Annotated in this window: 17 protein-coding genes and 1 pseudogene; 6 read left to right on the top strand and 12 right to left on the bottom strand. The window is 63.9% G+C overall.

Annotated features, from left to right (window positions below; all coding sequences use genetic code 11):
- The 3 genes from GVL61_RS23320 to GVL61_RS23310 form a co-directional block, all read right to left on the bottom strand.
- Positions 1-557 (bottom strand): NAD(P)/FAD-dependent oxidoreductase (locus GVL61_RS23320; RefSeq protein WP_159983483.1); only part of this gene is annotated, 557 nt, incomplete at its 3' end.
- 33 nt (positions 558-590) lie between these two features.
- Positions 591-1520, bottom strand: a complete 930-nt coding sequence (locus GVL61_RS23315; RefSeq protein WP_159983481.1) for an electron transfer flavoprotein subunit alpha/FixB family protein — start codon at positions 1518-1520, stop codon at positions 591-593.
- Positions 1520-2266 (bottom strand): electron transfer flavoprotein subunit beta/FixA family protein, encoded by a 747-nt coding sequence (locus GVL61_RS23310; RefSeq protein ID WP_159983479.1) that lies wholly within the window; start codon positions 2264-2266, stop codon positions 1520-1522. Before GVL61_RS23310 ends, GVL61_RS23315 begins: the two co-directional genes overlap by 1 nt.
- A 129-nt stretch (positions 2267-2395) precedes the next feature.
- Between GVL61_RS23310 and GVL61_RS23305 the strand changes: the two genes are divergently transcribed.
- Together GVL61_RS23305 and GVL61_RS23300 are read left to right on the top strand one after the other, a co-directional pair.
- The gene (locus GVL61_RS23305) at positions 2396-3133 is read left to right on the top strand and encodes a FadR/GntR family transcriptional regulator (RefSeq protein ID WP_159983477.1); all 738 of its coding nucleotides are present in this window, start codon (positions 2396-2398) and stop codon (positions 3131-3133) included.
- Positions 3134-3212: 79 nt separating this feature from the next.
- Positions 3213-4391 carry a CaiB/BaiF CoA-transferase family protein gene (locus tag GVL61_RS23300; RefSeq protein ID WP_235037873.1) on the top strand — a complete coding sequence of 393 codons (1179 nt, stop codon included), beginning with the start codon at positions 3213-3215 and terminating at the stop codon, positions 4389-4391.
- Between the two features lie 57 nt (positions 4392-4448).
- Here GVL61_RS23300 and GVL61_RS23295 read toward each other — a convergent pair whose 3' ends face one another.
- Positions 4449-5588, bottom strand: coding sequence for an acyl-CoA dehydrogenase family protein (locus GVL61_RS23295; protein ID WP_159983475.1), 1140 nt, complete (start codon positions 5586-5588; stop codon positions 4449-4451).
- Positions 5589-5776: 188 nt separating this feature from the next.
- On the opposite strand from GVL61_RS23295, the gene GVL61_RS23290 reads away from it, so the two are divergent.
- Positions 5777-7003 carry a LysR family transcriptional regulator gene (locus GVL61_RS23290; protein ID WP_159983473.1) on the top strand — a complete coding sequence of 409 codons (1227 nt, stop codon included), beginning with the start codon at positions 5777-5779 and terminating at the stop codon, positions 7001-7003.
- 107 nt (positions 7004-7110) lie between these two features.
- Here GVL61_RS23290 and GVL61_RS23285 read toward each other — a convergent pair whose 3' ends face one another.
- The 5 genes from GVL61_RS23285 to GVL61_RS23265 form a co-directional block, all read right to left on the bottom strand.
- Positions 7111-8598 (bottom strand): aldehyde dehydrogenase, encoded by a 1488-nt coding sequence (locus GVL61_RS23285; protein ID WP_159983471.1) that lies wholly within the window; start codon positions 8596-8598, stop codon positions 7111-7113.
- 19 nt (positions 8599-8617) lie between these two features.
- Positions 8618-10246, bottom strand: a complete 1629-nt coding sequence (locus tag GVL61_RS23280) for a GMC family oxidoreductase (RefSeq protein WP_159983469.1) — start codon at positions 10244-10246, stop codon at positions 8618-8620.
- Positions 10247-10257: 11 nt separating this feature from the next.
- On the bottom strand, positions 10258-11604 hold the full coding sequence (locus GVL61_RS23275) for an MFS transporter (protein ID WP_235037872.1): 1347 nt from the start codon (positions 11602-11604) through the stop codon (positions 10258-10260).
- Between the two features lie 136 nt (positions 11605-11740).
- The gene (locus tag GVL61_RS23270; RefSeq protein ID WP_159983467.1) at positions 11741-12673 is read right to left on the bottom strand and encodes a PDR/VanB family oxidoreductase; all 933 of its coding nucleotides are present in this window, start codon (positions 12671-12673) and stop codon (positions 11741-11743) included.
- A gap of 144 nt (positions 12674-12817) precedes the next feature.
- Positions 12818-14131 carry a Rieske 2Fe-2S domain-containing protein gene (locus GVL61_RS23265; protein ID WP_200844932.1) on the bottom strand — a complete coding sequence of 438 codons (1314 nt, stop codon included), beginning with the start codon at positions 14129-14131 and terminating at the stop codon, positions 12818-12820.
- Between the two features lie 279 nt (positions 14132-14410).
- Here GVL61_RS23265 and GVL61_RS23260 point away from each other — a divergent pair, with 279 nt between their 5' ends.
- The 3 genes from GVL61_RS23260 to GVL61_RS23250 all read left to right on the top strand — a co-directional run bounded on the left by GVL61_RS23260 (position 14411) and on the right by GVL61_RS23250 (position 18649).
- Positions 14411-16615, top strand: coding sequence for a TonB-dependent receptor (locus GVL61_RS23260; RefSeq protein WP_159983485.1), 2205 nt, complete (start codon positions 14411-14413; stop codon positions 16613-16615).
- A 62-nt stretch (positions 16616-16677) separates the two neighbouring features.
- Positions 16678-17457: an SDR family NAD(P)-dependent oxidoreductase gene (locus GVL61_RS23255; protein ID WP_159983465.1), complete on the top strand. Its 780-nt coding sequence runs from the start codon at positions 16678-16680 to the stop codon at positions 17455-17457.
- Between the two features lie 148 nt (positions 17458-17605).
- Positions 17606-18649 (top strand): aromatic ring-hydroxylating dioxygenase subunit alpha, encoded by a 1044-nt coding sequence (locus tag GVL61_RS23250; protein WP_159983463.1) that lies wholly within the window; start codon positions 17606-17608, stop codon positions 18647-18649.
- 83 nt (positions 18650-18732) lie between these two features.
- Here the strand turns inward: GVL61_RS23250 and GVL61_RS23245 are convergent, their stop codons facing one another.
- From GVL61_RS23245 to GVL61_RS25360, 3 genes and pseudogenes are all read right to left on the bottom strand, one after another.
- Positions 18733-19947, bottom strand: coding sequence for an MFS transporter (locus tag GVL61_RS23245; RefSeq protein WP_159983461.1), 1215 nt, complete (start codon positions 19945-19947; stop codon positions 18733-18735).
- 127 nt (positions 19948-20074) lie between these two features.
- On the bottom strand, positions 20075-21469 hold the full coding sequence (locus GVL61_RS23240; protein ID WP_159983459.1) for a carbohydrate porin: 1395 nt from the start codon (positions 21467-21469) through the stop codon (positions 20075-20077).
- 513 nt (positions 21470-21982) lie between these two features.
- A pseudogene (locus GVL61_RS25360) lies at positions 21983-22162 on the bottom strand (ATP-binding protein); the annotation flags it as partial.
- Between the last annotated feature and the right edge of the window lie 1043 nt (positions 22163-23205).

Here is a 23205-nt window from a genome sequence, read left to right as displayed (position 1 = left end):
GCGCCTTCGCAGAAGACGGTGTACTTGCCGAGCAGGTTCATGCCCGGCTGGAAATCGCCCTTCTCGTTGCCTTCGCGGTCGACGCCCATGTCGCCGGTCTGCACGCCCAGCACGGCGCCATTGTCGCTATAGAGGATCTCGGCAGCCGGGAAGCCGGGGAAGATTTCGATCTCGAGCGCTTCGGCCTGTTCCGCCAGCCAACGGCACAGGTTGCCCAGCGATCCGGTATAGTTGCCCTTGTTCGACATGAAAGGCGGCTGGATCGCATGCGGAAGGGAGAACTTGCCCTTCTTCGTCATGTGCCAGTGCCAGTTGTCGGTCACCGGGGTTTCGGCGAGCGGGCAGCCATCCTCGCGCCAGGTCGGCAGAAGTTCGTCGAGCGCCTTGGGGTCGATGGTCGCGCCAGAGAGGATGTGGGCGCCGATTTCGGAGCCTTTTTCCAATACGCAGACCTGCAATTCGGGATCGACCTGCTTGAGCCGGATCGCCGTGGCCAGGCCGGCAGGTCCACCGCCGACGACGACGACGTCATAAGGCATCTCTTCGCGTTCAATCATGGAAGCCCCGTATTCTTGCAATTTCGGCAGGCTTCAAAGCTTGCCGGTGAGTTCCGGCACTGCGTTGAACAGGTCCGCGACGAGACCGATATCGGCGACCTGGAAGATCGGGGCGTCCTCGTCCTTGTTGATGGCGATGATGGTTTTCGAATCCTTCATGCCCGCAAGGTGCTGGATCGCACCGGAAATGCCGACCGCGATGTAGACTTCGGGGGCCACGATCTTGCCGGTCTGACCGACCTGATAGTCGTTAGGCACATAGCCCGCGTCGACCGCAGCACGCGAAGCACCGACGGCAGCGCCGAGCTTGTCGGCGAGCGGCATGATCACCTGCTCGAACGTCTCCGAATCCTTCAGCGCGCGGCCGCCGGAAACGATGATCTTGGCGCTGGTCAGCTCCGGACGCTCGGACTTGGCAAGCTCTGCGCCCACAAAGCTTGAGAGGCCTGCATCGCCGGCGCCCGCAACGTCCTCGACGACGCCCGAGCCGCCGGTGGCCTCAGCCTTGGCGAAGGCGGTGCCGCGCACGGTGACGACCAGCTTGGCGTCGCTCGATTCGACGGTGGCGATGGCATTGCCCGCGTAGATCGGACGCGTGAAAGTCTTCTCGCCCTCGACCGAGAGGATGTCCGAGATCTGCATCACGTCGAGCAAAGCAGCAACGCGCGGCGCGATGTTCTTGCCGGTCGAGGTGGCAGGCACCACGAAGGCATCGTGATGGCCCATCAACTCGGCGACGAGCGGGGCGACGTTTTCGGCCAGGCCATGCTCGTAGGCGGCGTTGTCGGCAAGGTGAACCTTGCCCACGCCCGCGATCTGCGCGGCGGCATCGGCCACGGCGCGGCACCCGGAACCGGCAACCAGCAGGTGCACTTCACCCAGCTTTGCAGCAGCGGTGACGACGGCAAGGGTGGCGTCCTTGACGACGGCGTTGTCGTGCTCAACCCAAACAAGAGTCTTCATCAGGCTACTCCCATTTCCTTGAGCTTCGCGACGAGCGCGTCGACGTCAGCGATCTTGATACCTGCGGAACGCACCGGCGGCTCGGAAACCTTGAGGGTCTTCAGGCGCGGCGTGATGTCGACGCCGTAGTCGGCGGGGCTCTTGGTATCGAGCTGCTTCTTCTTTGCCTTCATGATGTTGGGCAGCGAAGCGTAGCGCGGCTCGTTCAGGCGAAGGTCGGTGGTGACGATGGCGGGAAGCGTCAGCTTCACCGTTTCCAGACCGCCGTCGACTTCGCGGGTGACGGCAACCGAATCGCCGTCGATGTCGATCTTGTTGGCAAAGGTGCCCTGAGGGCGGCCCAGCAGCGCGGCGAGCATCTGGCCGGTCTGGTTCGAATCGTCGTCGATCGCCTGCTTGCCCAGGATCACCAGGCCGGGGTTTTCTTCACCCACGATGGCTTTCAGGATCTTGGCGACGGCCAGCGGCTCGACCTCGGCGTCGGTCTCGACCAGGATCGCCCGGTCGGCGCCCATGGCAAGCGCGGTGCGCAGGGTTTCGGCAGCCTTTGCCGGCCCGACCGAGATCGCGATGATCTCTTCGGCCTTGCCCGCTTCCTTGAGACGAATGGCTTCTTCCACCGCGATCTCGTCGAACGGGTTCATGCTCATCTTGACGTTGGCAAGATCAACACCCGTGCCGTCGGCCTTGACCCGCGGCTTCACGTTATAGTCGATGACCCGCTTTACGGGCACGAGGATCTTCATGTACACCTCCATTTGCCAATGGTCGGACCATTATACAATGGGATCGCGGTGTCAATGTCGTTCGGTCCGGCCATTGCGGTTTGGCGTTGCGCGGTATAGCTCGGCAGTTGTCCTTGGAGCACATGCGCTATGAACCCATCGCCGGCAAAGCCCAGCTTTGCGCCCATTAAGACCCGCCGGGCGTTCGAGGTCATCTGTGAGCAGATTCGCGCGCAGCTAGCGGCGGGCACGCTCCGCGCCGGCGACAAGCTTCCGCCGGAACGCGAACTCGCGGTCGAATTTCAGGTCAGCCGGAGCGCGCTGCGCGAGGCGCTGCGCAGCCTGGAAGTAGCCGGGATCATTCGCAACGTCAAAGGCGCCAAGGGCGGCGCCTTCGTGCAGACGGCGGAGCCCGACCGGATCGTGCAGGCGATGCAGGACTACGTCCATCTCGGAGACATCTCTCTCAACGAACTGACCGAGGCGCGGCTGGCGATGCAGGACATCATCGTGCGGCTGGCGTGCGAGCGGGCGACCGAAGCCGATCTCGCCGACCTCGAAGCCATCGCGGAGCGCACCCGTAAGGAAAGTAGCGTGGAGGCGCGCTATCAATGCGCCGTCGCCTATTATGGGGTGCTGGCGCGCGCGACGAAGAACCGCATCTTCGGCATTTTCGTGGATTCGCTGTCGGCGATCCTGCACGAATTCGTCCAGGGGCCGGGGTACGAGACCTTGCAGAAGTCGCTGATCGAATCCCGCTTCAAGCTCGTGCGCTTCTTGCGCGAAAAGAACCCCGACGCCGCCGCCGCCGAAATGCGCAAGCATCTGGAGCGGGTGCACCGCCATGTCCGCAAGAACAGCAAGGCCGCCAAGACCGGGCTCAACTGACGAGTGATTGACCTCCCATTCGCAGATGTGCGATAGGTCAGACCATTCGATAATTGGTCCTTGGGCGGGAGTGAAGGCGTTGGCAGATACTATTCGTGGCGGTGCGCTGGACGGCGTGCGGGTGCTCGATTTCACGACCGTCATGGCGGGGCCGTTCGCAACGCGGATGCTGGCGGACCTGGGCGCGCAGGTGATCAAGGTAGAAACCCTGGAAGGCGATCAGGTTCGCGCGCGGCCGCCCCGGCGCGATGGCTTCAGCGCCTACTTCGGCAATCTCAACGCCGGCAAGCAGAGCATCGCCTGCAATCTCAAGTCGCCCGAGATCATCGCCCTGATCCGCCGCCTGGTGGAAAGCTGCGACGTGTTGGTGGAGAACTTCCGGCCGGGCGTCATGCAGCGCTTCGGGCTCGACTATGAAACGCTAAGGGCGATTAACCCGCGCCTGATCTACTGCTCGGTCTCGGGCTATGGCCAAACCGGGCCCAAGGCGCTTTATCCCGCCTATGCGCCGGTGATCCACGCGGCGAGCGGGTTCGACATGGTGAACTTGCGCTATCAGGACGGCGCGGACCGGCCCGCGACCAGCGGCATCTTCATCGCCGACGTGCTGGGTGGAACCCATGCCTTCGGGGCGATCCAGGCGGCACTCTACCAACGCGAAAAGACCGGCGAGGGGCAGAGCATCGACCTCTCGATGCTGGAGGCAATGGTTGGGATGCTGGTGTTCGAAACGCAGGAGACGCAGTTCCCCGGCGACGCCCGACGACCGCTCTATACGCCGCTAAAGACGAACGACGGCTTTATCATGGTCGCGCCCACGTCGCCCCGCAATTTCGAGCAATTGACGCAGGCGATCGGTCATCCCGAATGGCAGCAGGACCCGCGCTTTGCGACCAATGCCGATCGCAATGCCAACTGGGCGACGATGCTATCGCTGGTGGAGGAATGGACGCTGGAGCGCAGCGCGCAGGAGGCCGAAGAAATCCTCTCCGCGCATGGCGTGCCCTGCGGGCGCTACCGAGACATGGCCGATGTGCTTGCCGATCCGCAACTGGCGGCGCGCGGCGCCTTCACCGAAATTAGCGACGGTGCGGGCGCGTTCAAGGTTCCCAATCCGCCCTTCCGCATGAGTGGGTCGCGGGTGGAAGCGCGCAATCACGTCGCCCAGCTTGGTGAAGACGGGCCACGGTTGCTGCGGGAACTGGGGCTGGACGACGAGGCGATCGCGGCCTTGCAGGCTGCGCGCAACCTGGGCTGAACGAAAAAAAGGGCGGGGAAGCTATGCTCCCCCGCCCCAATATGCGGCAAGCGATCGTCAGCGCAGCAGTTCGCGGGCGATCGTATTGCGCTGGATCTCCGAGGAGCCCTCGTAGATCCGCGTGATGCGGATGTCGCGGTACAGGCGCTCGATCGCGAAGCCCCGGCAATAGCCCGAGCCGCCGAAGATCTGGACCGCCGTATCGACCGTGCGCGAACCCGCTTCGGTCGCGAAAAGCTTGGCCATCGACGCCAGTTCGCGTTTCTTTTCACCGTTGTCGTAGCGCCAGCAGGCGTCGAGCAGGACCAGCCGTGCAGCGCGCATGTCGGTCGCCATCGTCGCGATGTAGTGGCGGATGGCCTGGAAGTCGGAGATCACGCCGCCGAACGCCGGGCGGACCTTGGATTCCTCGATCGCCAGTTCCAGGGCATATTCGCCCATGCCGACAGCGGTGGCGCCCACGTTCATGCGGCCCTCGTTGAGACCTTCGAGCGCATAGTGGAAGCCACGGCCTTCCTCGCCGATCAGCGCATCTGCGGGCAGTTGGCACTCGTTGAAGCCGAGTTCGTAGACGCCCGGCGTCGCGGTGCCCATCAGTTCGATCGTCCCGGTGACGGAGAAGCCGGGCGTCTCCGCCGGCATCAGGAACGCCGAAATGCCGCCCCGTGCGCCTGCTGACTTGTCGGTATAGGCATAAACGATCACGTACTTGGCGTTCTTGCCGTTCGAAATGTAGGTCTTGCTGCCGTTGATCACCCAACCGTCGGCATTGCGGATGGCGGTGGTGCGCATCGAACCCGGATCGGACCCGCTGTTGGGCTCGGTCAGGGCAAAGGCGATCGGAATTTCGCCCGTGCACATGCCGGGGATGAGCGCCTCGCGCTGGGCTTCGGAGCCATGGTACATGATGTTCTTGGCACCGGGGCCCATCAGCGGTCGCAGTTCGGTCCAGAACTGGGGGGGGAGGCGGGCAAGCTCGATCTGCACTGCCGCCTGCGCCAAGGCGCCAAGGCCGAGGCCGCCGTACTGCTCGGGCAGGGCCATGCCGAAATAGCCGTTGTCGATCAGCGTCTGGCGCACGATCGGCGGCACCTTGCCGGTCTGCTGGAATTCGATTTCGTGGGGAAGCAGGTCGCGCACGATGTCGCGCGTGACGTCGCAAAATTCCCTGATCTCGTCGGGTAGTTCAAAATCCATCGGGCATCCTCCTGATCGGCCGATTGTTCAGGCGCAACACCGTGCGCCATCGCAATGGTCGTACCATTGCACTAATGGTCGGTCCATTAAATCTTTCGTATGTTGGCGGGCCCGTGGTTGTTCGTTACCGTAAGGGACCGCGCGAGCAAGGCACGATGCGCTTGCGGATAACAATAAGAGTACGCTCCATGGCAACCGACCCTTTCGACCTCAACCTGCGGCACTTGCGCGCGCTACTGGCGATCCGGGAGCATGGGAGCATCACCGCCGCCGCCAACGTGGTAAGCCTTTCGCAGCCGGCATTGACCCAAGGGCTGGGCAAGCTGGAGCGCCAGTTCGGCTATACGTTCTTCGAACGGCGTTCGGGCGGCATGGTGCCCACGCCCGTCGGCGAGATCGTGATCGAACGGGCGCATGCGGCGCTCGATCATCTTTCGCAGGCCGCCAAGGGCCTTTCGGGCGTGTTCCAGTATCCCGAGCGGCTGATGACGATGACGCAGCTGCGCGCGTTTCTCGCGCTGGCCGAAGCGGGTAGCTTTGCGGCCGCCGCAAACGGGACGACGCTGTCGCTGACGGGGGTGCATCGCGCGGTCGGCGATCTGGAACAGATGATCGGGGGCAAGCTGGTGGAGCGGCGTGGCCGGGCGGTTTGGCTGAATGCCGCCGGGAAACGGCTGGCGCGCGGTACAAGGCTGGCTGTGGCCGAAATCGTCGCGGCGATCGCCGACATCGGTATGGACAGCGGCAGCGAGCTGATTTCGTTTGGGGCCCTGCCGCTGGCTCGCCCTTACTTGGTGCCGACGGCGATGGCGCGGATGGCTCGAAGCGATCCACGCGCGGCGTTCAAGGTGCTGGAGGGAAGCTGGCGCGAACTCGTTGAGCCGCTGCGCGACGGGGTGATCGACATGATCATCGGGGCGCTGCGCCCGCATGAAATCGCCGACCTCTACCAGCTTCCGCTGTCGGAGGACCGCCTGGTCGTCGCCGCGGGAAGCCAGCATCCTCTGGCCGCCGTCGAATCGCCGACGATCGAGGAACTGGCGTCGCATCCATGGATCGTCGGCCCCGCCAATTCGCCGCTGCGCGAGCAGTGGGAGAAGTTGTTCGGAGGTAGGCTGTCGCCGGTGACGCCTATCGAATGCGGTTCGGTGATGATTATCGGCCGCCTGCTGACCGAGGGTGATTTCCTCACCCTGCTGTCCCCGGACCAGGTGGCGCTGCAGATCCGCAGCGGCCTGCTCACCCAGATCGGGCCGCCGCTGGAGGGATCGAGGCGCACCGTCGGGATCACCACCCGGCGTAGCTGGCGGCCTACCGCCACGCAGCGACGGTTTCTCGGCCTGGTGAGCGCGGCGGCCAAGGAGGAGCGGCCGGAAGCGGGAGAGCGCGATCTCAGGGCTTCGGGCTGGGTCTAGGGCTTGGCCCCGCCCGATCGTATCGCGGTCATCCCCGCCTGCGCGGAGATGACGCCGAATGAACGAGGCGACGAATTCCCCCCGTTCCGCAATGACGGGCCGCTGACTCAGTCCAGCTTGATCCAGACCGACTTGGTTTCGAGGTAATCCTCGATGTGATGCGGGCCGGATTCGCGGCCGAAGCCGCTCATCTTGTAGCCGCCGAACGGTACGCCCGGATCGAGCATCTGGTAGCAGTTGACCCAAACCGAACCGGCGCGAAGGCCCCTGCTCATCCGGTGGGCGGTGGCGAGATCACGGGTCCACACGCCGCTGGCCAAGCCGAATTCGGTTGCGTTGGCACGCAAAAGCATCTCCTCGACCGTGTCGAAGGTGAAGGCGGCGAGCACCGGCCCGAAGATTTCCTCGCGCGCGATGGTCATGTCGTCGGTGACGTGGCTGAAGATCGTCGGCTCGATGAAGTACCCGCCGTCGTATCCCACGCCGGTTAGGCGGTTGCCGCCGGCCAGCGGGGTGGCGCCTTCGGCGTTTGCGCTATCGATGAAGCCGAGGATCTTCTCCATCTGCGGGGCCGAGACGACCGGGCCGATCTGCGTATCGGGGTGGAGCGGATCACCGACCCTGATCGTTCTGGTGAAGGCGGCGAGCCTTTCCATGAACTCGTCGTGGATCGTCGACTGGACGAACAGGCGCGTGCCTGCCGAGCAGATCTGCCCGGAATTGGCAAACACCGCCATTGCGGCGGCGGGCACCGCCTTGTCGAGATCGGCGTCGGCGAAGACGATGTTCGGGGACTTGCCACCCAGTTCAACAGTGACGCGCTTCATCGTGCTGGCGGCGGCGCGCAGGATCTTCTCGCCCACGCCGGTCGAGCCGGTGAAAGCAACCTTGTCGACATCGGGATGGGCGGAAAGGGCCGCGCCCGCGTCGCCCATGCCGGTCAGGATGTTGACGACACCGGGAGGCACGCCGGCCTCAAGGCACAGTTCGCCAAAGCGCAGCGCGGAAAGCGGGGTCTGTTCGGCCGGCTTCATCACCAGGGTGCAACCGGCGGCGAGAACCGGGCCGGCCTTCCACACCGACATGCCGATCGGGCCGTTCCACGGGTTGATCGCAGCCACGACGCCGATCGGCTCCTTGAGAGAGTGCGACAGCACGTCGCCCGGCGCGGAATTGTCGATGGTGTCGCCGGTGATCAGCGTTGCCTGGCCCGCGTAATAGCGCAGCAGCGCGCCGGCGCGGGCCTTGCCCATGATCGTGCGAGCATAAGGTGCGCCCAGATCGAGCGTGTCCAGCATCGCAAGTTCTTCGTAGTTTTCTTCCACCAGATCGGCAAGGCGCAGCATGATGCGCTGACGCTCGACCGGCTTCATCCGGCGCCACGGCCCTTCGAAGGCGGCGCGGGCGGATCTGACCGCGCGGTCCACGTCCTCGGCAGCGCCTTGCGCCACGGTGGCGAGCAGGTCGCCGGTAGCGGGGTTGCGGGTTTCGAAGCGCTTGCCGGACAGGGCGGGTACGCGCTTGCCGTCGATCAGCATGTCCTGCTCGGACGTGGCGAGAAGCGCGGGGCGGGGAGGGACGGTGATCATGTTCATGAAAGTCTCCGGGCCGCGATCAGGCGGCGATGTTCGACGTGAGGGCGTCTTCCAGGATGAAACGGGCGGCGCGCTCGGCGATCATCATCGTCGGCGCGCTGGTGTTGCCGCTGACGATAGCGGGCATGACCGAGGCATCGACCACGCGCAGGCCCGATACGCCGCGCACGCGCAGGCGTCCGTCTACGACCGCCATCGGATCACTGTCCGGGCCCATCTTGCAAGTGCCGGTGGGATGGTAGGCGGTGTTGACGATCTTGCGCAGAGCGCTGTCGATTTCGGCGTCGCTCTGGTATTGCAGCCCCGGCTCAATCTCCGCCCCGGTCATACCAGCGAGAGCAGGCTGTGAGAGGATATGGCGCGCTTCGCGGAAACCGGCGATCAGCGTCTTCATGTCGTAGGGATCGGCGAAGAAGTTGGGGTCGATGACCGGCTTGTCCTCCGGGCGGTTGCTGGCGAGGCGGACGGATCCCGCGCTCTTGGGCCGCAGGAGCTGGATCAGCGCCATGTACCCATGGCGGCGCGGGATCGAGCGTGCGTCGAGCTTGAGCCCGACCAGGAAAGTGATCTGGATGTCTGGCCTGCCGGTGCCGTCGGTGCATAGGAAGCCGCCGCACTCCGCCACGTTGGAGGCCAACATGCCTTCGCGCTTCGCCAGATACCGGAATGGGCTGGCGAGGATTCGCGGCAGGGCCTTTGGCGAGATCGCATAGGATTCCGCCGAAGGGTTCTCCATCGCGACGTGGACGGTGGGATGGTCCTGCAGGTGGGCACCGACGCCGGGCAGGTTGTGCACGGGGGTGACGCCCACTTCGCGCAAGTGCTCCTCGGGTCCGATGCCCGACAGCATCAGCAGGTGCGGCGAGTTGGTCGCGCCGGCGCACAGGATGATTTCGCGGCGCGCCTCAACAGTGTCGCGCACGCCGTTTCTGTCGATTTCGAGGCTCACGGCGCGGCCGCGATCGAAGACGATCCGGCGCACCATCGTCTCGTCCATGACGGTCAGGTTGTCCCGGCCGAGCGCGGGATGGAGGAAGGCGCGCGCGCTCGACAAGCGGGTGCCGGTTCGCTGGTTGAGGTCGTAGCGGCCGAAACCGTCCTGCCGCTCGCCGGCAAAGTCGTCGTTGCGGTAGTGGCCGGCCTGTGCGGCGGCGTCGATGATGGCGCCGGCGATGGGGTTGAACGAGCGCGGCTTCTGGACATCGAGTTCGCCGCCCTTGCCGTGCCATGGCTTTTCCGGTCCGGCGTAGTTCTCGACGGCCTTGAAGGCGGGCAAGACGTCTTCGTAGGACCAGCCGGTGTTACCGACGGCTTCCCAGTCTTCGTAGTCGGCCTTCTGGCCCCGGATATAGACGCCGCCGTTTATCGCACTGCTGCCGCCGAACAGCTTGCCGCGCGGGAAGTTGATCGTGCGGTTGCCGACCGCAGCATTGCCGGTGAGCTGTTGTTTCCAGTTGTACTTTTCGTGAGGCAGCAGGAAGATGTTGCCGACCGGCATCGCGGTCTTGACGTTGACCGGCCATTTCCTGTCCGAAGGGCCGGCCTCGATCAGCAGCACCCGGTTGGCCGGATCGGCCGAAAGGCGGTTGGCCATCAGGCTGCCGGCCGATCCCGAGCCGACCACGATATAGTCGAAAGCGTCGCTCACTCTGTCGCTCCTTACCGGCTGTTGGCGAGGCGCGGGACATGCCCGCGCACTGCCACGAAGCCGAGTGCATTGACCAGCATCAGCACGCCAAGCGCGCCGAAGAAACCAAAGTTGCCCCAGTCGATCAGGACCGCGCCTGCCACTGCGCTGACGATAGCGCCGACACGGCCCGAAGCGCCCATCAGCCCAAGGCCGCGTGCTCGAAGGCCAGTGGGGAAGGCGTGCGCGCCGACCGCGAACATGGCGGACTGGGCAGCGCTTGCGAACAGTCCGAGGGCGCCGAGGCAGGCCAGGATCGTGGGTTCGTTGCGTCCGCCGCTGATGGGAAGCACCGCCAGCGTCGCGCAGACCAGTGCGCCCACGATCGCCATCGTGATCAGCACCGGGCGCGAGCCGAAGCGGATGATTGCGAAAGAGGCCACCAGCGCGCCGATCGTCCCGCCGATGTTGAAACTTGTGAGGCCCAGACTTGCGGTCTGCAGGCCGAAGCCCGCGCTCGTCAGCATGGTGGGGGCCCAGTTGAACATGAGATAGATCATGAACATGCCGGAGAACATCGCCAGCGCCAGCGCCAGCGTATCGCGCAGGAGAGCGGGGCCGAACAGGTTGCTCATGGGTTCGTAGCGCGGCGCCTCGCCCTTGACCAGCGGCACATGCGCGGCGGAGGCGGGATCGGGATGGCCGATGCGGCGCAGGATGCGGTCGAGTTCGTCAGCGCGTTCGGGGCGCTCGGCCAGATAACGCGGGGATTCAGGCAGGATGAAATGAAGCAGGGCGACGAACAGCATCGTCACCACGCCGCCGATGTAGAACAGCCAGCGCCAGCCCAGTCCCGGCAGGATTAACGCGGCGGCAACCCCGCCCAGGATGCCACCGATCGACACGCACACAACACCGAAAGTGACGGCGACGCTGCGCCAGCGGACCGGCGTGAACTCCGCGATCATGGCGCTGGCGGTGCCGGGGACACCGCCCAGTCCGACGCCGGCCACCGTCTTGAGCAGGGCGACCTGCCACAGCGCATTGGAAAATCCGGTCAGCAGGGTGGCGATGCCGAAAATGGCGACGCCGATGATCAGCGCCCCGCGCCGGCCGAAGCGGTCGCCGACATAGCCTGAGGTGAGGGTGCCGATGCCCATGCCGACGAAGCCCAGCGCGAACACGGTGCCCAGCGTTTCTCGGCCGATGCCCCATTCCTTGAGCAGCGAGGGGGCGGCCAGCCCGAGCATCTGGTTGTCGAGCCCGTCGAGGATGACGGTGGCCGCGATCATGAGGATCGACCAGACCTGGAACGACGACATGGGCAAGTCGTCCAGCATCCCCTTAGATTCGGTATTTTCCAACGTTACGACCGCCAAGACCCTCTCCTCAATTCTCGACCGTTCCAGGCCGCGTTTACTTATTTTCTGGTCAGACCATTGCATGATTTAGCCGGGCCGGCGGCATAATAAAGAAGGCACTCCATTGGAAAACCGGAAGAATTGCGGATTGGCATCAGAGGTCCAGCACCAGGTTGGCGGTCTTCGACCCGGAGCAGCATACCATGATGGAGGTATTCGCCGCCTTGTCTTCGTCCGTCAGGAAATGGTCGCGGTGGTCGGGAACACCGTCGAGGACCTTGACCTCGCAGGTGCCGCAGATGCCTTCCGAGCAGGCGAAGCCGATGTTGACCCCTGCCGAAAGGAGCGCATCGAGCATCGTCTCGCCTTCCTCGACGGTGATGCACTTGCCGCTTTTCGCCAGTTCGAGCGTGTAGCCGCCCTCGGTCGCCATTTCGGTTTCCGCCGAGAAATACTCGATGTGGGCGTGGCCCTTGGGGCGCTCGGCATTCGTCGCGACGAAGGCGTCGAGCATTCCGCCGGGGCCGCAGCAGTAAAGGTGCGCGTCGGCCGGCGCAGCGGCGCAGATGGCCTTGAGGTCCAGCCGTTGTCCGCCGGGAATGCCGTCGTAAGCGATCTCAACGTTGTCGTATTCGGAAACGCGATCGACGTAGGCGGCCCGCTGGGGGCTGGCGGCGACGTAGTGCAGTTCCCAGGTCCGGCCGAGCTTTTCGAGGCGCGCGATCATCGGCAGCATCGGCGTGACGCCGATCCCGCCGGCGATCATGACGGTGTGGCTAGCATCCTCGACCATCGGGAAGTTGTTCTTCGGCGCCGATATCTCGAGGATATGACCTACCTGCCAGTTTTCGTGGATGTGGCGCGATCCGCCGCGACCGTCGATCGCATGGTGGACGGCGATCTCGTAATAGCCGCGGATCGCCGGGTCGTTGACCAGCGAATAGCTGCGCGAAAGGCCGGGGGTGAGAGCGACATCGACGTGCGCGCCGGGCTCGAAAGCCGGCATCAGTCCGCCGTCCACGGGCTCCAGGATATAGCTGTTGATGCCTTCCGCTTCCCAGCGAATGTTCTTCAGTCTTGTGCGCATCGCTCTCTCCGTTCGGTGCGATGCGTTTGTTGGCTGGTCCTGCACGCCATGGATCGGCGTGCGGGACAAACCGCAATGCGTTTCGTCACCACGTTATTTCCGTGCTGGGCCGGCGCCTTGATCGCGCCGGTTCGTTCAGTCCGTTTACTCGGCGGCTTCCACTTTATCAGGCCAGCGAACAGCCTTCGTCAGGGCGCTCTGGTAAGCGTTCTGCAGCGTATCGCTCGGGTCGTGGAGGAACGAGCCGGCACGGGCCTGGTAGAATACGCCGGGGTTCTCGATGCCAGGGGGCAGGGTGCCCTTGGTGGCGAGAGCCCGCGCCGCCAGCAGCACGCGGCGACGGACGCGGGCGATCATCTGGTCGGTCGGCGCCAGGTTCTCGAAGCTGTGGTCGGTAATCGGCCCCATGCTTTCGGTCACAGCTTGGTCCTGCATCGTGATGTTGGGGATGCCGGTGAACTGGGTGCCGTTGCGCTGCGATTCGCGATCGATCGCCCAGTCGTTGCGCTCGCTATCGGGCGCGCGCCAGCGGCCGAACCAGTCGGTGGTGGTGGGGGCGTATTCCAGAGGCGTGAACAGCGGCGTGCCGTCCTTCAGCGTCGAGGTATAGGCGGGGTTGCCGGCATCGACGCCGCAGGTGATGTCGAACAGCATGGAATGCTCGTCATCCATGGGCACCCAGGCGCGAGCGATGGCGCGGGTAGCGAAGCGGTTGTTGGGCGTCTGCGTCCAGAACGGGAACATGTAGTGCGCGACGCGCCAGGACATCTGGCCATCGTCGTTCGGGCGGTAGCCGCCGTACATGACGCCCCAGTCGGCCTGGAGGACTTCGTATTCCGGCGCGCGGTTAAGCACTGTGGGGCGCATCGGGTGATCTTCTTCGAGATCGTCCGCCTCGATCGAGCCGACGTGGAGGAAGCCGACGTGACTGGTGTCGATGTCGCCTTCGAGCGCCTGGAGCCAGTTGCAGTCGCGCTGCAGGCACCAGATTTCGGCGTCGGGCTGCATAGTCGCCTCGATCTCGGGCAGCGGCGGCGGGCTGGCCTGGTTCTCGCCCATGTAGACCCAGATCAGGCCATTGGCTTCATGCGTCTTGTAGGCCTTGGCGTGGACTTTTTCCTTGAAGTCCATGCGCGCGGGAACAGACGGCATGTCGACGCACTTGCCATCGACGTCGAACTTCCAGCCGTGATATACGCAACGGATGCCGTTTTCCTCGTTGCGGCCGATGAACAGTGACGCGCAGCGGTGCGGGCAGCGATGGTCCATGATGCCCACGCGGCCCGAACTGTCGCGGAAGGCGATCAGCTTCTCGCACAGGATCATCAGGCGAACGGGATCGCCATCCGCGGTTACCTCGGACGAGATGCACGCCGGCAGCCAGTACTGGCGCATCATGGTGCCCATGACCGTTCCCGGGCCAACCCGGGTCATGTCGGCGCTATCAGTGGACTGCATGGTTTCAGCCTCTTCCTTGCTTTTCTATGGTGCTTCGGCCCCGACCTTATTGTTGAATCGAAGCAGGTGAACTCTCGAATTTCGTAGCTAGGGCCACGCGGCGACTGGGCCCAATCGGAATGTGGTCAGACCATTCATTAACCGGAATGATGCTATTGCACGCCTTTCGGTTTTGCTGCTTCACGGTCTTCAAGCGGTGTGAATCCGCTGCTACAGGAGAGACCGGCAATGTTACTTAAGTTGCAATCGTCGTGCGCAATGTGCGCCTTGGTGTCCGTGATGGCCGGTTTCCCGGCCATGGCACAGGACGACAGGGCAGCCACCGCGCAAGGCGAACAGGCACAATCGAACGTACTCGCGGAAGACATCGTAGTCACCGCCGAACGGCGCGAATCAACCGTTCGCGAAGTGCCCTTTTCCATCGCCGCATTCGGAGGCGAACAATTGCGTGCCTCGCAAGTGTTCAGCCCCACCGCGCTGACGCAGCAGATGCCCGGCATTACCGTAAATACATCCGACAAGTCTCTTTCGATCGTCGCAATTCGCGGAAACGTCTCGACGTTCCGCACCGCGACGCTGGATACGCCGGTCGCCTACTTCATGGATGACGTCTACTACGTTTTCAACAACGACCTCAACGCCAACTTCTACGACACCAACCGCGTCGAAGTGCTGCGTGGGCCGCAAGGAACGCTGTTCGGGCGTAACGTGGTGGGCGGCGCGATCGCGGTCGTCACCAACAATCCCGAATTCAAGCCGGACTACTACGCCCAGGTCAGCGGCGGCAACGGCGGCTACGTGCGCACCGAAGGCATGGTCAACGGCACGCTGGTCGACGACAAGCTCGCCGGTCGCTTCGCCTTCAGTACCGAGAACAACGACGGGTTGATCGACACGCCGCATCAGTCGGGCCGCTACGGCAAGTCCGACAGCTATTCCGCGCGCGGCAAGCTGCTGTTCGAGCCCACCGACACGCTCAAGATCGTACTTTCGGGCGACTACAGCCACACCAAGGGCAATGGCGGCGCGATCCAGCTGGGCATCGGCGGCAACCAGGTGATCCCCGCGACCTTCGGCGATTTCGACGATGCCAAGTGGACCAACAACGACTACGTGGCCTCGCCCTACCGGCAGCGGCTGCGCGGCGGCTACCTGCGCGGCGACCTCGACGTGCTGGGCGGTACGCTGACCTCGATCAGCGGCTATCGCATGAACGACAGCCGCGCCATCAACGACGACGTACCGGTGGCCACTCAGGTTCCGGTGTTCGATCGCCGCCAGGTGGTCAAGAACCGCAGCTTCACACAGGAAGTCCGCTTCGCCTCGGCGCCGGGCCGGCTGTCCTACGTGGTCGGGGCCTATTACCTGTCCGCCGACGTTTCGACCACCAACATCTTCAACTACAGCCCGCTGCCGGGCTCGGCCGTCAACGCGACCCTGCGCCGCAACCCCGAGGTGACGAACATCACCCGCGTCCAGGACGGTAACGTGCGCAGCATGGCCGTGTTTGGCGAGGCGACTTTCGAGATCACCGACAGGCTCGCGGTCGTCGCCGGTGGCCGCTACACGTCGGATCGCAAGAAGATCGACTATCACGCTTTCTCGACCACCGACGCAGGCGCGATCCCCGGCTTCGGCTTCCCCGGCGAAGTGATCGCATCGGGCGGCAAGACCTGGAACGCCTTCACGCCGCGCTTCACCGTGAAGTACAAGCCGACCGATACCATCAACATGTACGCCACGTTCGCCAAGGGCTTCAAGTCGGGCGGCTTCGTCGACAATGCCTATCTCGATCCGACGCTGCCGCTTCAGCCCGAAAAGGCCGAGAATTACGAGATCGGCGCCAAGTCGCGTCTGTTCGACAACAAGCTCGATTTCAACATCGCGCTGTTCAGGCAGACGACCAAGAACCTGCAGAACTTCTCGGGCGCGGGCGGCATCGCACATACCTACAACGGTACGCTCAAGATGAAGGGCCTGGAAATCGAATCCGTGATCCGGCCATTGCCGGACCTGCGCATCACCGCGAACTACACGCACCTCGTAGGCGACTACAGTTCCTTGCGAGATCCGCTGGTGAACCTTGACTATTCGGGCAATCCGGCGAAGTTCGCGCCGCGTGATTCCTTCGCCGTGGGTGCGGCCTATACCGGCCGCCTGGGCAATGGCGCGACGCTTACCCCGCAGGCCGATTTCAACTTCTCGACCCGCATTTCGACCGACGATGCCAATACGCTGCGGCTATACGACAACCTTCACGATGATACGCGCGGTCGCACGCTCAACGCGCGGCTCAACTACGAGACGGCGGACGGGCGCTTCCAGATCGGCATCTGGGGCAAGAACCTGACCAACAACTACCAGATCGTGAATGCGGACGACATCACCTCCTTCCTTGCGCGGCCGGGCAACGGCACCACGTATTGGAAGATCTTCACCAATACCCCCCGGACCTACGGAGTCACCTTGTCGATCCGGCAGTGACGCAAAGGGCGGGGAAGCCGGCCTTCCCCGCCCATTTTCGATTCTCAAATTCAGGACGCACCATGACCGAACAGTTTACGCTCCCCGCAAACGGCAGCTTTTCTTTTGAGGGGCGCACCGCGCTCGTGACCGGCGGGGGACGGGGAGTGGGCGAGGCGGTCGCCCGCGAAATCCATGCGGGCGGCGGGCGGGTCGCGGTCAGCGACGTGGACCGCGACGTGGCGCAGGCGGTGGCGTCCTCGCTCGACCCCTCGGGCGAGACGGCAATCGCGCTGCGGCTGGACGTGCTGGCGAAGGACCATTTCCTCGCCGCGCGCGACCACGTCGCCGGGCTGTGGGGCAAAGTCGATATCGTCGTGAACAACGCCGGCTTCGCCAAGCGCACGCCGACCGAGGACATCAGCCCCGAGGAATTCGACGCGATCGTGCAGATCAACATGCGCAGCGTCTTCCTGAGCTGCCAGATATTTTCCGAGCACATGCGCCAGAACGGCTATGGCCGGATCGTCAACATTACCTCGCTCGCGGGGCAGAACGGCGGGACCGTCGCTTCACCGCACTATGCCGCGTCAAAGGCTGGGGCGATCATGCTGACCAAGTATTTCGCGCGGTATCTCGCCGGCAGCGGCGTGACCGTGAACGCCATCGCGCCGGGCCCGATCGACACCGCCAAGGCCCGCCTTTCGGCCGAGCAGATCGAGCGTGTCGAAGGCGAAGTGCCGATCGGCCGGTTCATGCAGGTGGGCGAAATCGCAGCGGCGACCGCGCTCCTGGCCTCGGACCGAGGCGGTTTCTTCGTGGGCGCCACGCTGGACATGAACGGCGGGCTGTACTTGCGCTGATCGAGCCGGAGGAGGGCGGGGTATTCTGGTTTGCTTATGCCTCTGCCGGAATGCAATTGGCGCCGGGGCGGGCCCATTCCCTAATCTTCATATCAAGAAAACAGGACCGGCAGGACCGGGGGCCATAGCCGGATAAACGGAGAGTTATATGTTCATTTACAACGCTTGGTACGTCGCTGCTTTCGCTGCGGACATCGCGCCCGGGAAAGCCATGGGGCGCAAGTATCTGAACAAGGCGGTCGTGCTTTTCCGCACGGAATCGGGTGACATCGCGGCTCTGGAAGATCGGTGCAGCCATCGCGCGATGCCGCTCAGTGCCGGGCACGTCGATGGCGACGTCATTCGCTGCTGCTATCACGGCGTCGAGTTCGACGGGCGCGGAACCTGCACCCGGATACCCAATCAGACGCGCATCCCCTCCGCCGCCAACGTGCGGCACTATCCCGTGGTCGAGAAGGATCACCTGATCTGGATCTGGATGGGCGAACCGGCTCTGGCCGATCCGTCGATCATCGTCGACAATCCCGAGCACGACGATCCCAGGTGGAGCTGGCGCCCCTATAACTTCCCCGTGAAGTCCAACTGGCAGCTCATCATCGACAACATCATGGACCTGACGCACGTCCCGTACATCCACGCGCGCACGATCGGCGGCAATCCCGAACAGCATTATGCCGCCGACACCAAGGTGGAGTTCGACGGCCGCCGGGTGACGCTGTTGCGTAAGATGCCCAACTCGGTCCCACCAAAGTCCTATGTCGATGCAGGTGGTTTCAAGGGCCGTGTCGATCGCTGGCAGGAAGTGCGCTTCGAGCCGACCATCGGTATGACCTGCCGCGTGAATGCGGGCGGCTGCGAAGTCGGCACCGGGGCCTACGAAGGCAAGCGGGACAACGGTTTCATGCTCGCCAACAACCACTTTATCACCCCGGAAACGGAGACGACCAGCCACTACCTCTGGACGATCTGCACCACCGCAGCCAAGGAAAGCGGCGTGCCCGAAGTGCTGTTCGACCAGTTCTTCGACACGATCACCGAAGACGAGGAAACGCTCCAGGCCCAGCAGGCCCGGATCGACGACGAGCCCGAACGCCCGTTCCTCGGCATCGCCAGCGACGGCGCCGTAAACCAGGCCCGCCGCTTGCTGAGCGCCATGCAAGAATCGGAACAAGGCGCCAAAGTCGCGGCCTGACTGTTCGCCTCGCTCTTTTTGAAAAGCTCCCACCCTTGTCCCCGTCGGCCATTCCGGTCGACGGGGATTTTTTGTTCGAGCATTCAGTGGGGCTGAACGGGGAGCGGCGACCGGGGTCGGGTCCGCCATGCCACCAGCAAAGCGCAAAGCCCAATCGAGGCTGCCGTGCTGACCGTATAGGCGGCGCCGTGGCCGGGGTCTTCGGCAAGCGCGGCGGCGAAGGAACTCAGCGCCCCGACCGCCATCTGCATCGCTCCGTAAAGCCCCGAACCCGACCCCATCACCAGCGGGTTCACGCCCATCGCGAGAGCCAAGGCGGGCGGGCCGGAAAGCCCGGCACCGAACAGGAACAGCGCCATGATGGCGACCAGCGCCGGCATCGTTAACATGTCGTACACGACGAACAGGAGGAGAGCGAAGGAACTGACGCTCACGCAAAAGGCCCCAACCGCCAGCAGGCGGCCCACCAGCACCCGGCCGACAAGCCTGCTTGCCGCGATGCTGCCGATCCAGATTCCCAGCGTGGCGCAGGCCAGGATCGGGCCGATCTGTTCGACGGCATAGCCGAAGCGGTGCACGAGGATAAACGGGGCCGCGCCGATGATCGCGTACATCGGCGTGGTCAGGCAGCTCCCCGCCACGGCATAGGCGATGAAGGCGGGCGTCACCATCAGGCGCAGGTAACTGCGGACCACCGTCTGCCCATCGGGACGGGCGTGGTGCCTCGTCGGGACCAGACGCCACGTGCCGATCAGGTTGCCGACGCCGATCAGCGCTAGCAGCATGAAGATGTAGCGCCAGCCGAAGAGGTTGTTGATCGTACCGCCCACCAGTGGCGACAGCGCCGGGCCCAGGGTGATAACGAGGTTCATCATGGCCAGCCGCCGCGTCGCCTCGTGATCTTCCACCCCGCGCCGGGCCATGGTTCGGGCGAGCACCAGCCCGACGCCGCCGCCGAGCGACTGCACCAGCCTCAGCCCGATCAGCGCCTCGGCCGAAGGCGCGAGCCCGGCAGCGAGGCTTGCCAATGTGTAGACGGCCAGCCCCGCCACCAGCATACGCCGTTCGCCGAGCCAGTCGGCCAGCGGCCCGTAGACGAGCTGGCCGACCGCCAGCCCAGCGATGTAGACGCTGACGGTAAGCTGCATCGCGCGCGGGCTGCTGGCCAGGTCTATGGCGGCAAGGGGCAGGGCGGGGATGAAGATATGGGCCGTCACAATGGCGCCCAGCGCGATCAGACCGAGCAGCCAGAGGGGCACTTGTGGCGTCGGGGCCGGCAGCGATCTCGTTACGGTCATCGTCGGGCATCTCTCGCGGTTGCCCGGCTTGTGATTCGGTCGGCGCGGGTGGACGCGCCCGGTATCGGCGGGAGGCAGGCCAGACGCCCTTCCTGCCGCCGATGCGCGCGATCGTCTCGATAGCCCGTCATAGCAGGAGGGCAATACTCAGGTAGGCATTGAGCGCCACCGGCGCCTTGGGATAATAGGCCGGCTTGATCGCGAACCCTAAACCGGGCTGGACGTAGAAGCCCGGCGCGAAGTGGTAGGAATAGCTCGCGGTGCCGGTGATGGTGTAAGGCTCGGTTGCGCGGCCAGGCTGCAGCACTTCGCGTGCGCTGCGGCTGATGCTGTTGTACGTTGCCACGAACGAAGCGAGGTCGCTGGGGCGGCCGGGGATCAGGCCGATGCCGTAAACGCGCCCTTCGTAGTACTGACTGAACAGGTTCTGTTGCGGCGGGGCATAGTTGGCCGAGCCGCCGACGTAGATGCCCTTGGCGGGCGCGTCGCCGTCCGGCTGGGTGAGCTGCTGGTCGAAGGCGGCGTAGACGCCCCAGTTTTCCGATGTTCCGCCCTTGCGGTAGTTGCGGTAGCGGGTGGTGTTGTAGATGCCGCCGGCGCGGAACCAGCTCGACTTGCTGGTCGCGGTGGCGGGCTGGTTAATGCCGATTTCGTCGACGAACAGCGCCTTGGCGTCGCGCACCGAGAAGCGCAGGCCGGTGTCGTTGAACGCGATTTCCGAAGTGGCGCCACCAGGCGGAACAGCGCGCTGAACGCCGAACTTAGTGTAAAGGCCGTTCTTGCCGTTCAGCCGGATGTTGATCGCCGGCGTCCCGACCCCGTTGTAGCCGAAGCCCAGCTGCACCGGGATGCGCGCCTGCGGTCCCAGCGTTCCCGAGGCCAGGCTGCCGGCGATCGCGGTGCCTACGTATTCCTGCGCATTGTCGAAATAGCCGGCCTTGATCTCTACCGCGCCGTTGGCCAGCTTCTGGTAGTAGCCGAGCCCGCCGATACGGGCATAGCGGGGGCCATTGACGACACTCAGGCCATTGGTGATCGCGGCCAGGGTGAGGAATATCTGACCATCCTTCACGCCCAGTTTGCCGGTGTCGAACGTCAGGAACAGGCTCTGGATGCCGGTGCTGTAGGTCGGGTTCTTGCCGTTGTATTTGGCGGGACCGTTATAGTCCCGCACGTTGTACTGGACGGTGTTCTTGCTCAGGCCCAGGAAACCGATCCCGACGTCGGCCAGCGCCGAACGGACGCCGCCGACATCGCGCAGTGCGGTATCCGACATCTTGGGGAAGGGGGTCGCCCAGCCTTTGTGGCCCAGCGTGTTGATGTAATCCCAATCGGTATCGCCGGATGCGTCTGGAACCTCGGCGGCAGCGGGCGCAGTGGGTGGCTGCCGGTCCGGGGCGGCGTCCCGATCCGTTTGGACCGAAGCGCTGGGGGGAGGGACATCCTGGGCGTTCTGCCCCAGAACAATTCCCGGCGTGGCGATGGCAAGTGAACTTACGGCATAAGCAATCAGACGAGGCAAAAAGGCTACTCCCGTTCATGTCGTCCCAGGCCTTCACTCGCCAGGCGCGGCTCTGCGGTACGGCGGGGTGGCGTTGGGCCGACGTTGCAGGTCAAACCATGATTTGGTAAGACCTTTATGCCATAGAGGTAGCCCATCCCGGTGCGGAAGGGGCATAGGCATTGGGTCGATCCCATTAGAAAACCGGGATTGTAGCGCGGCAATTACGCTGGCCGGTCGGCGTCAACTACGAAGGCCGGTAGGGCGCGCGCCAAGTGGTGGATTTTGGCTATCATGAGGTTTTGGATGGGACGACGGGCGAGCGGCAATTGGCCGGAGTTGTAATTGTCGCTGGCCCCATTTCCGGCGACGTTTCCTTGCTCTGGATGGCGATGCGGTAATTAACGCCAGCGACAATTAGGCTTATGTTTGCATGGTTTTGGTCGGCCTTTTGGCCGCAGGCGCAGTCAGCGACAATTAGGATGGCCGATGAGTTACCTAATCGAGCGTTTTCCCGGATGCCGGTTGATTGTCTCATGTAAAATGCTCCTCAGCGACCTGGGCCGGGCAATTGTCAGCGGGGTTCTGCGTGGGCGAGGTGCGGGCGAGCGCGGAGCGTTTGCGGTAGCGCTCGCCGTCCATCTCGATGATGGTGGAGTGATGCACGAGGCGGTCAATGGCCGCGACCATCATCACGGGATCGGGAAAACGTCTGACCATGCTGAAAATGGCTGATTGGCGATGATGTCGTCTCCCAGCCATAATAGGAAGCAAGGACGAAGGCCGTATGACCCTTTTTATCGGTTGCCTCGATATCCGCGCCGGCCCCAAGCAAAATAGGAACCATGTCATCGCGGCAAAGCCTTGCGGCGTCGAATAGCAGTTCCTGAACTCGTCAGGCGAGGGAAGAGGACGCGCCTCCTCAGGCGTTGCCGGCGTATTTGAGGAAAAATCTTTCATTGGCTAAAGGCCTTCATAAAGCCGGCGGAGGGATCGAAGTTTGGCCCAAGATCTTCGGGCTCGGGGGAACAGCGGGGGGCGACTGGATTTCGAAGTCCAATGGCGTTGTGGGCCGGCCGCGTTCAATTCAATCTGCAGGCGCTTGGTTTTGTCGGAGGCACCGGGGTCCACCCCGGGTCGCGCAAGGTTTTCACCGCCGGTCCACGTGACGCCGATAGCGAACAGGAAGAGCACAAGCAGACTCGCGCCAAGATATAAAGGTTTGCGCCCCGCTCCACCCTTGTGCGGGCTGGGAGTGTCGCGGTGAATACGGTCTACGTCATCTTTATCTATATGGTTTGTAACGGCAGTATTCGCCGAGGGTTACTTGTGGTGCGCGATCGCTATTGATTGCCGCACTTGTCAACGCGACCCATCCCACGGCAGTCCAACCAGTTTGAAGCGTCCCGGGTTTTCCGGAGGCTCCTATTTGTGAGAAGGAGCGAATATGCCCAGCAAGAAAATGAACAAGGACCGGGCGATCTCCGCGCGCACTGCAGGCGTTGTTCGCGCCTGGGGGTGTATCTGCATCATCACAGCACCTCATTGCTGACAGGGGTAAAGCGTCACGCGATATCCGCGATAGCCCAGCCAACCTGATCCCAATGACGTTCCGCAACCAAACAGCTAGCCCGGAAAATTCACGCGGGTTGGCGGATGTGGCGTAAAGCACTGATTTAACGTATGATTTGGTTGCTTAAGCCGATCGACGTCATTTCAGGAAAGCCACACCCGCCATGGACGGTTCTACTCTGCCG

This window comes from Novosphingobium sp. 18050, assembly GCF_902706195.1.
GTDB lineage: Bacteria > Pseudomonadota > Alphaproteobacteria > Sphingomonadales > Sphingomonadaceae > Novosphingobium.
The sequence above is the reverse complement of the archived record's forward strand: the minus strand, read 5'-3'. Positions and strand labels throughout refer to the sequence as shown.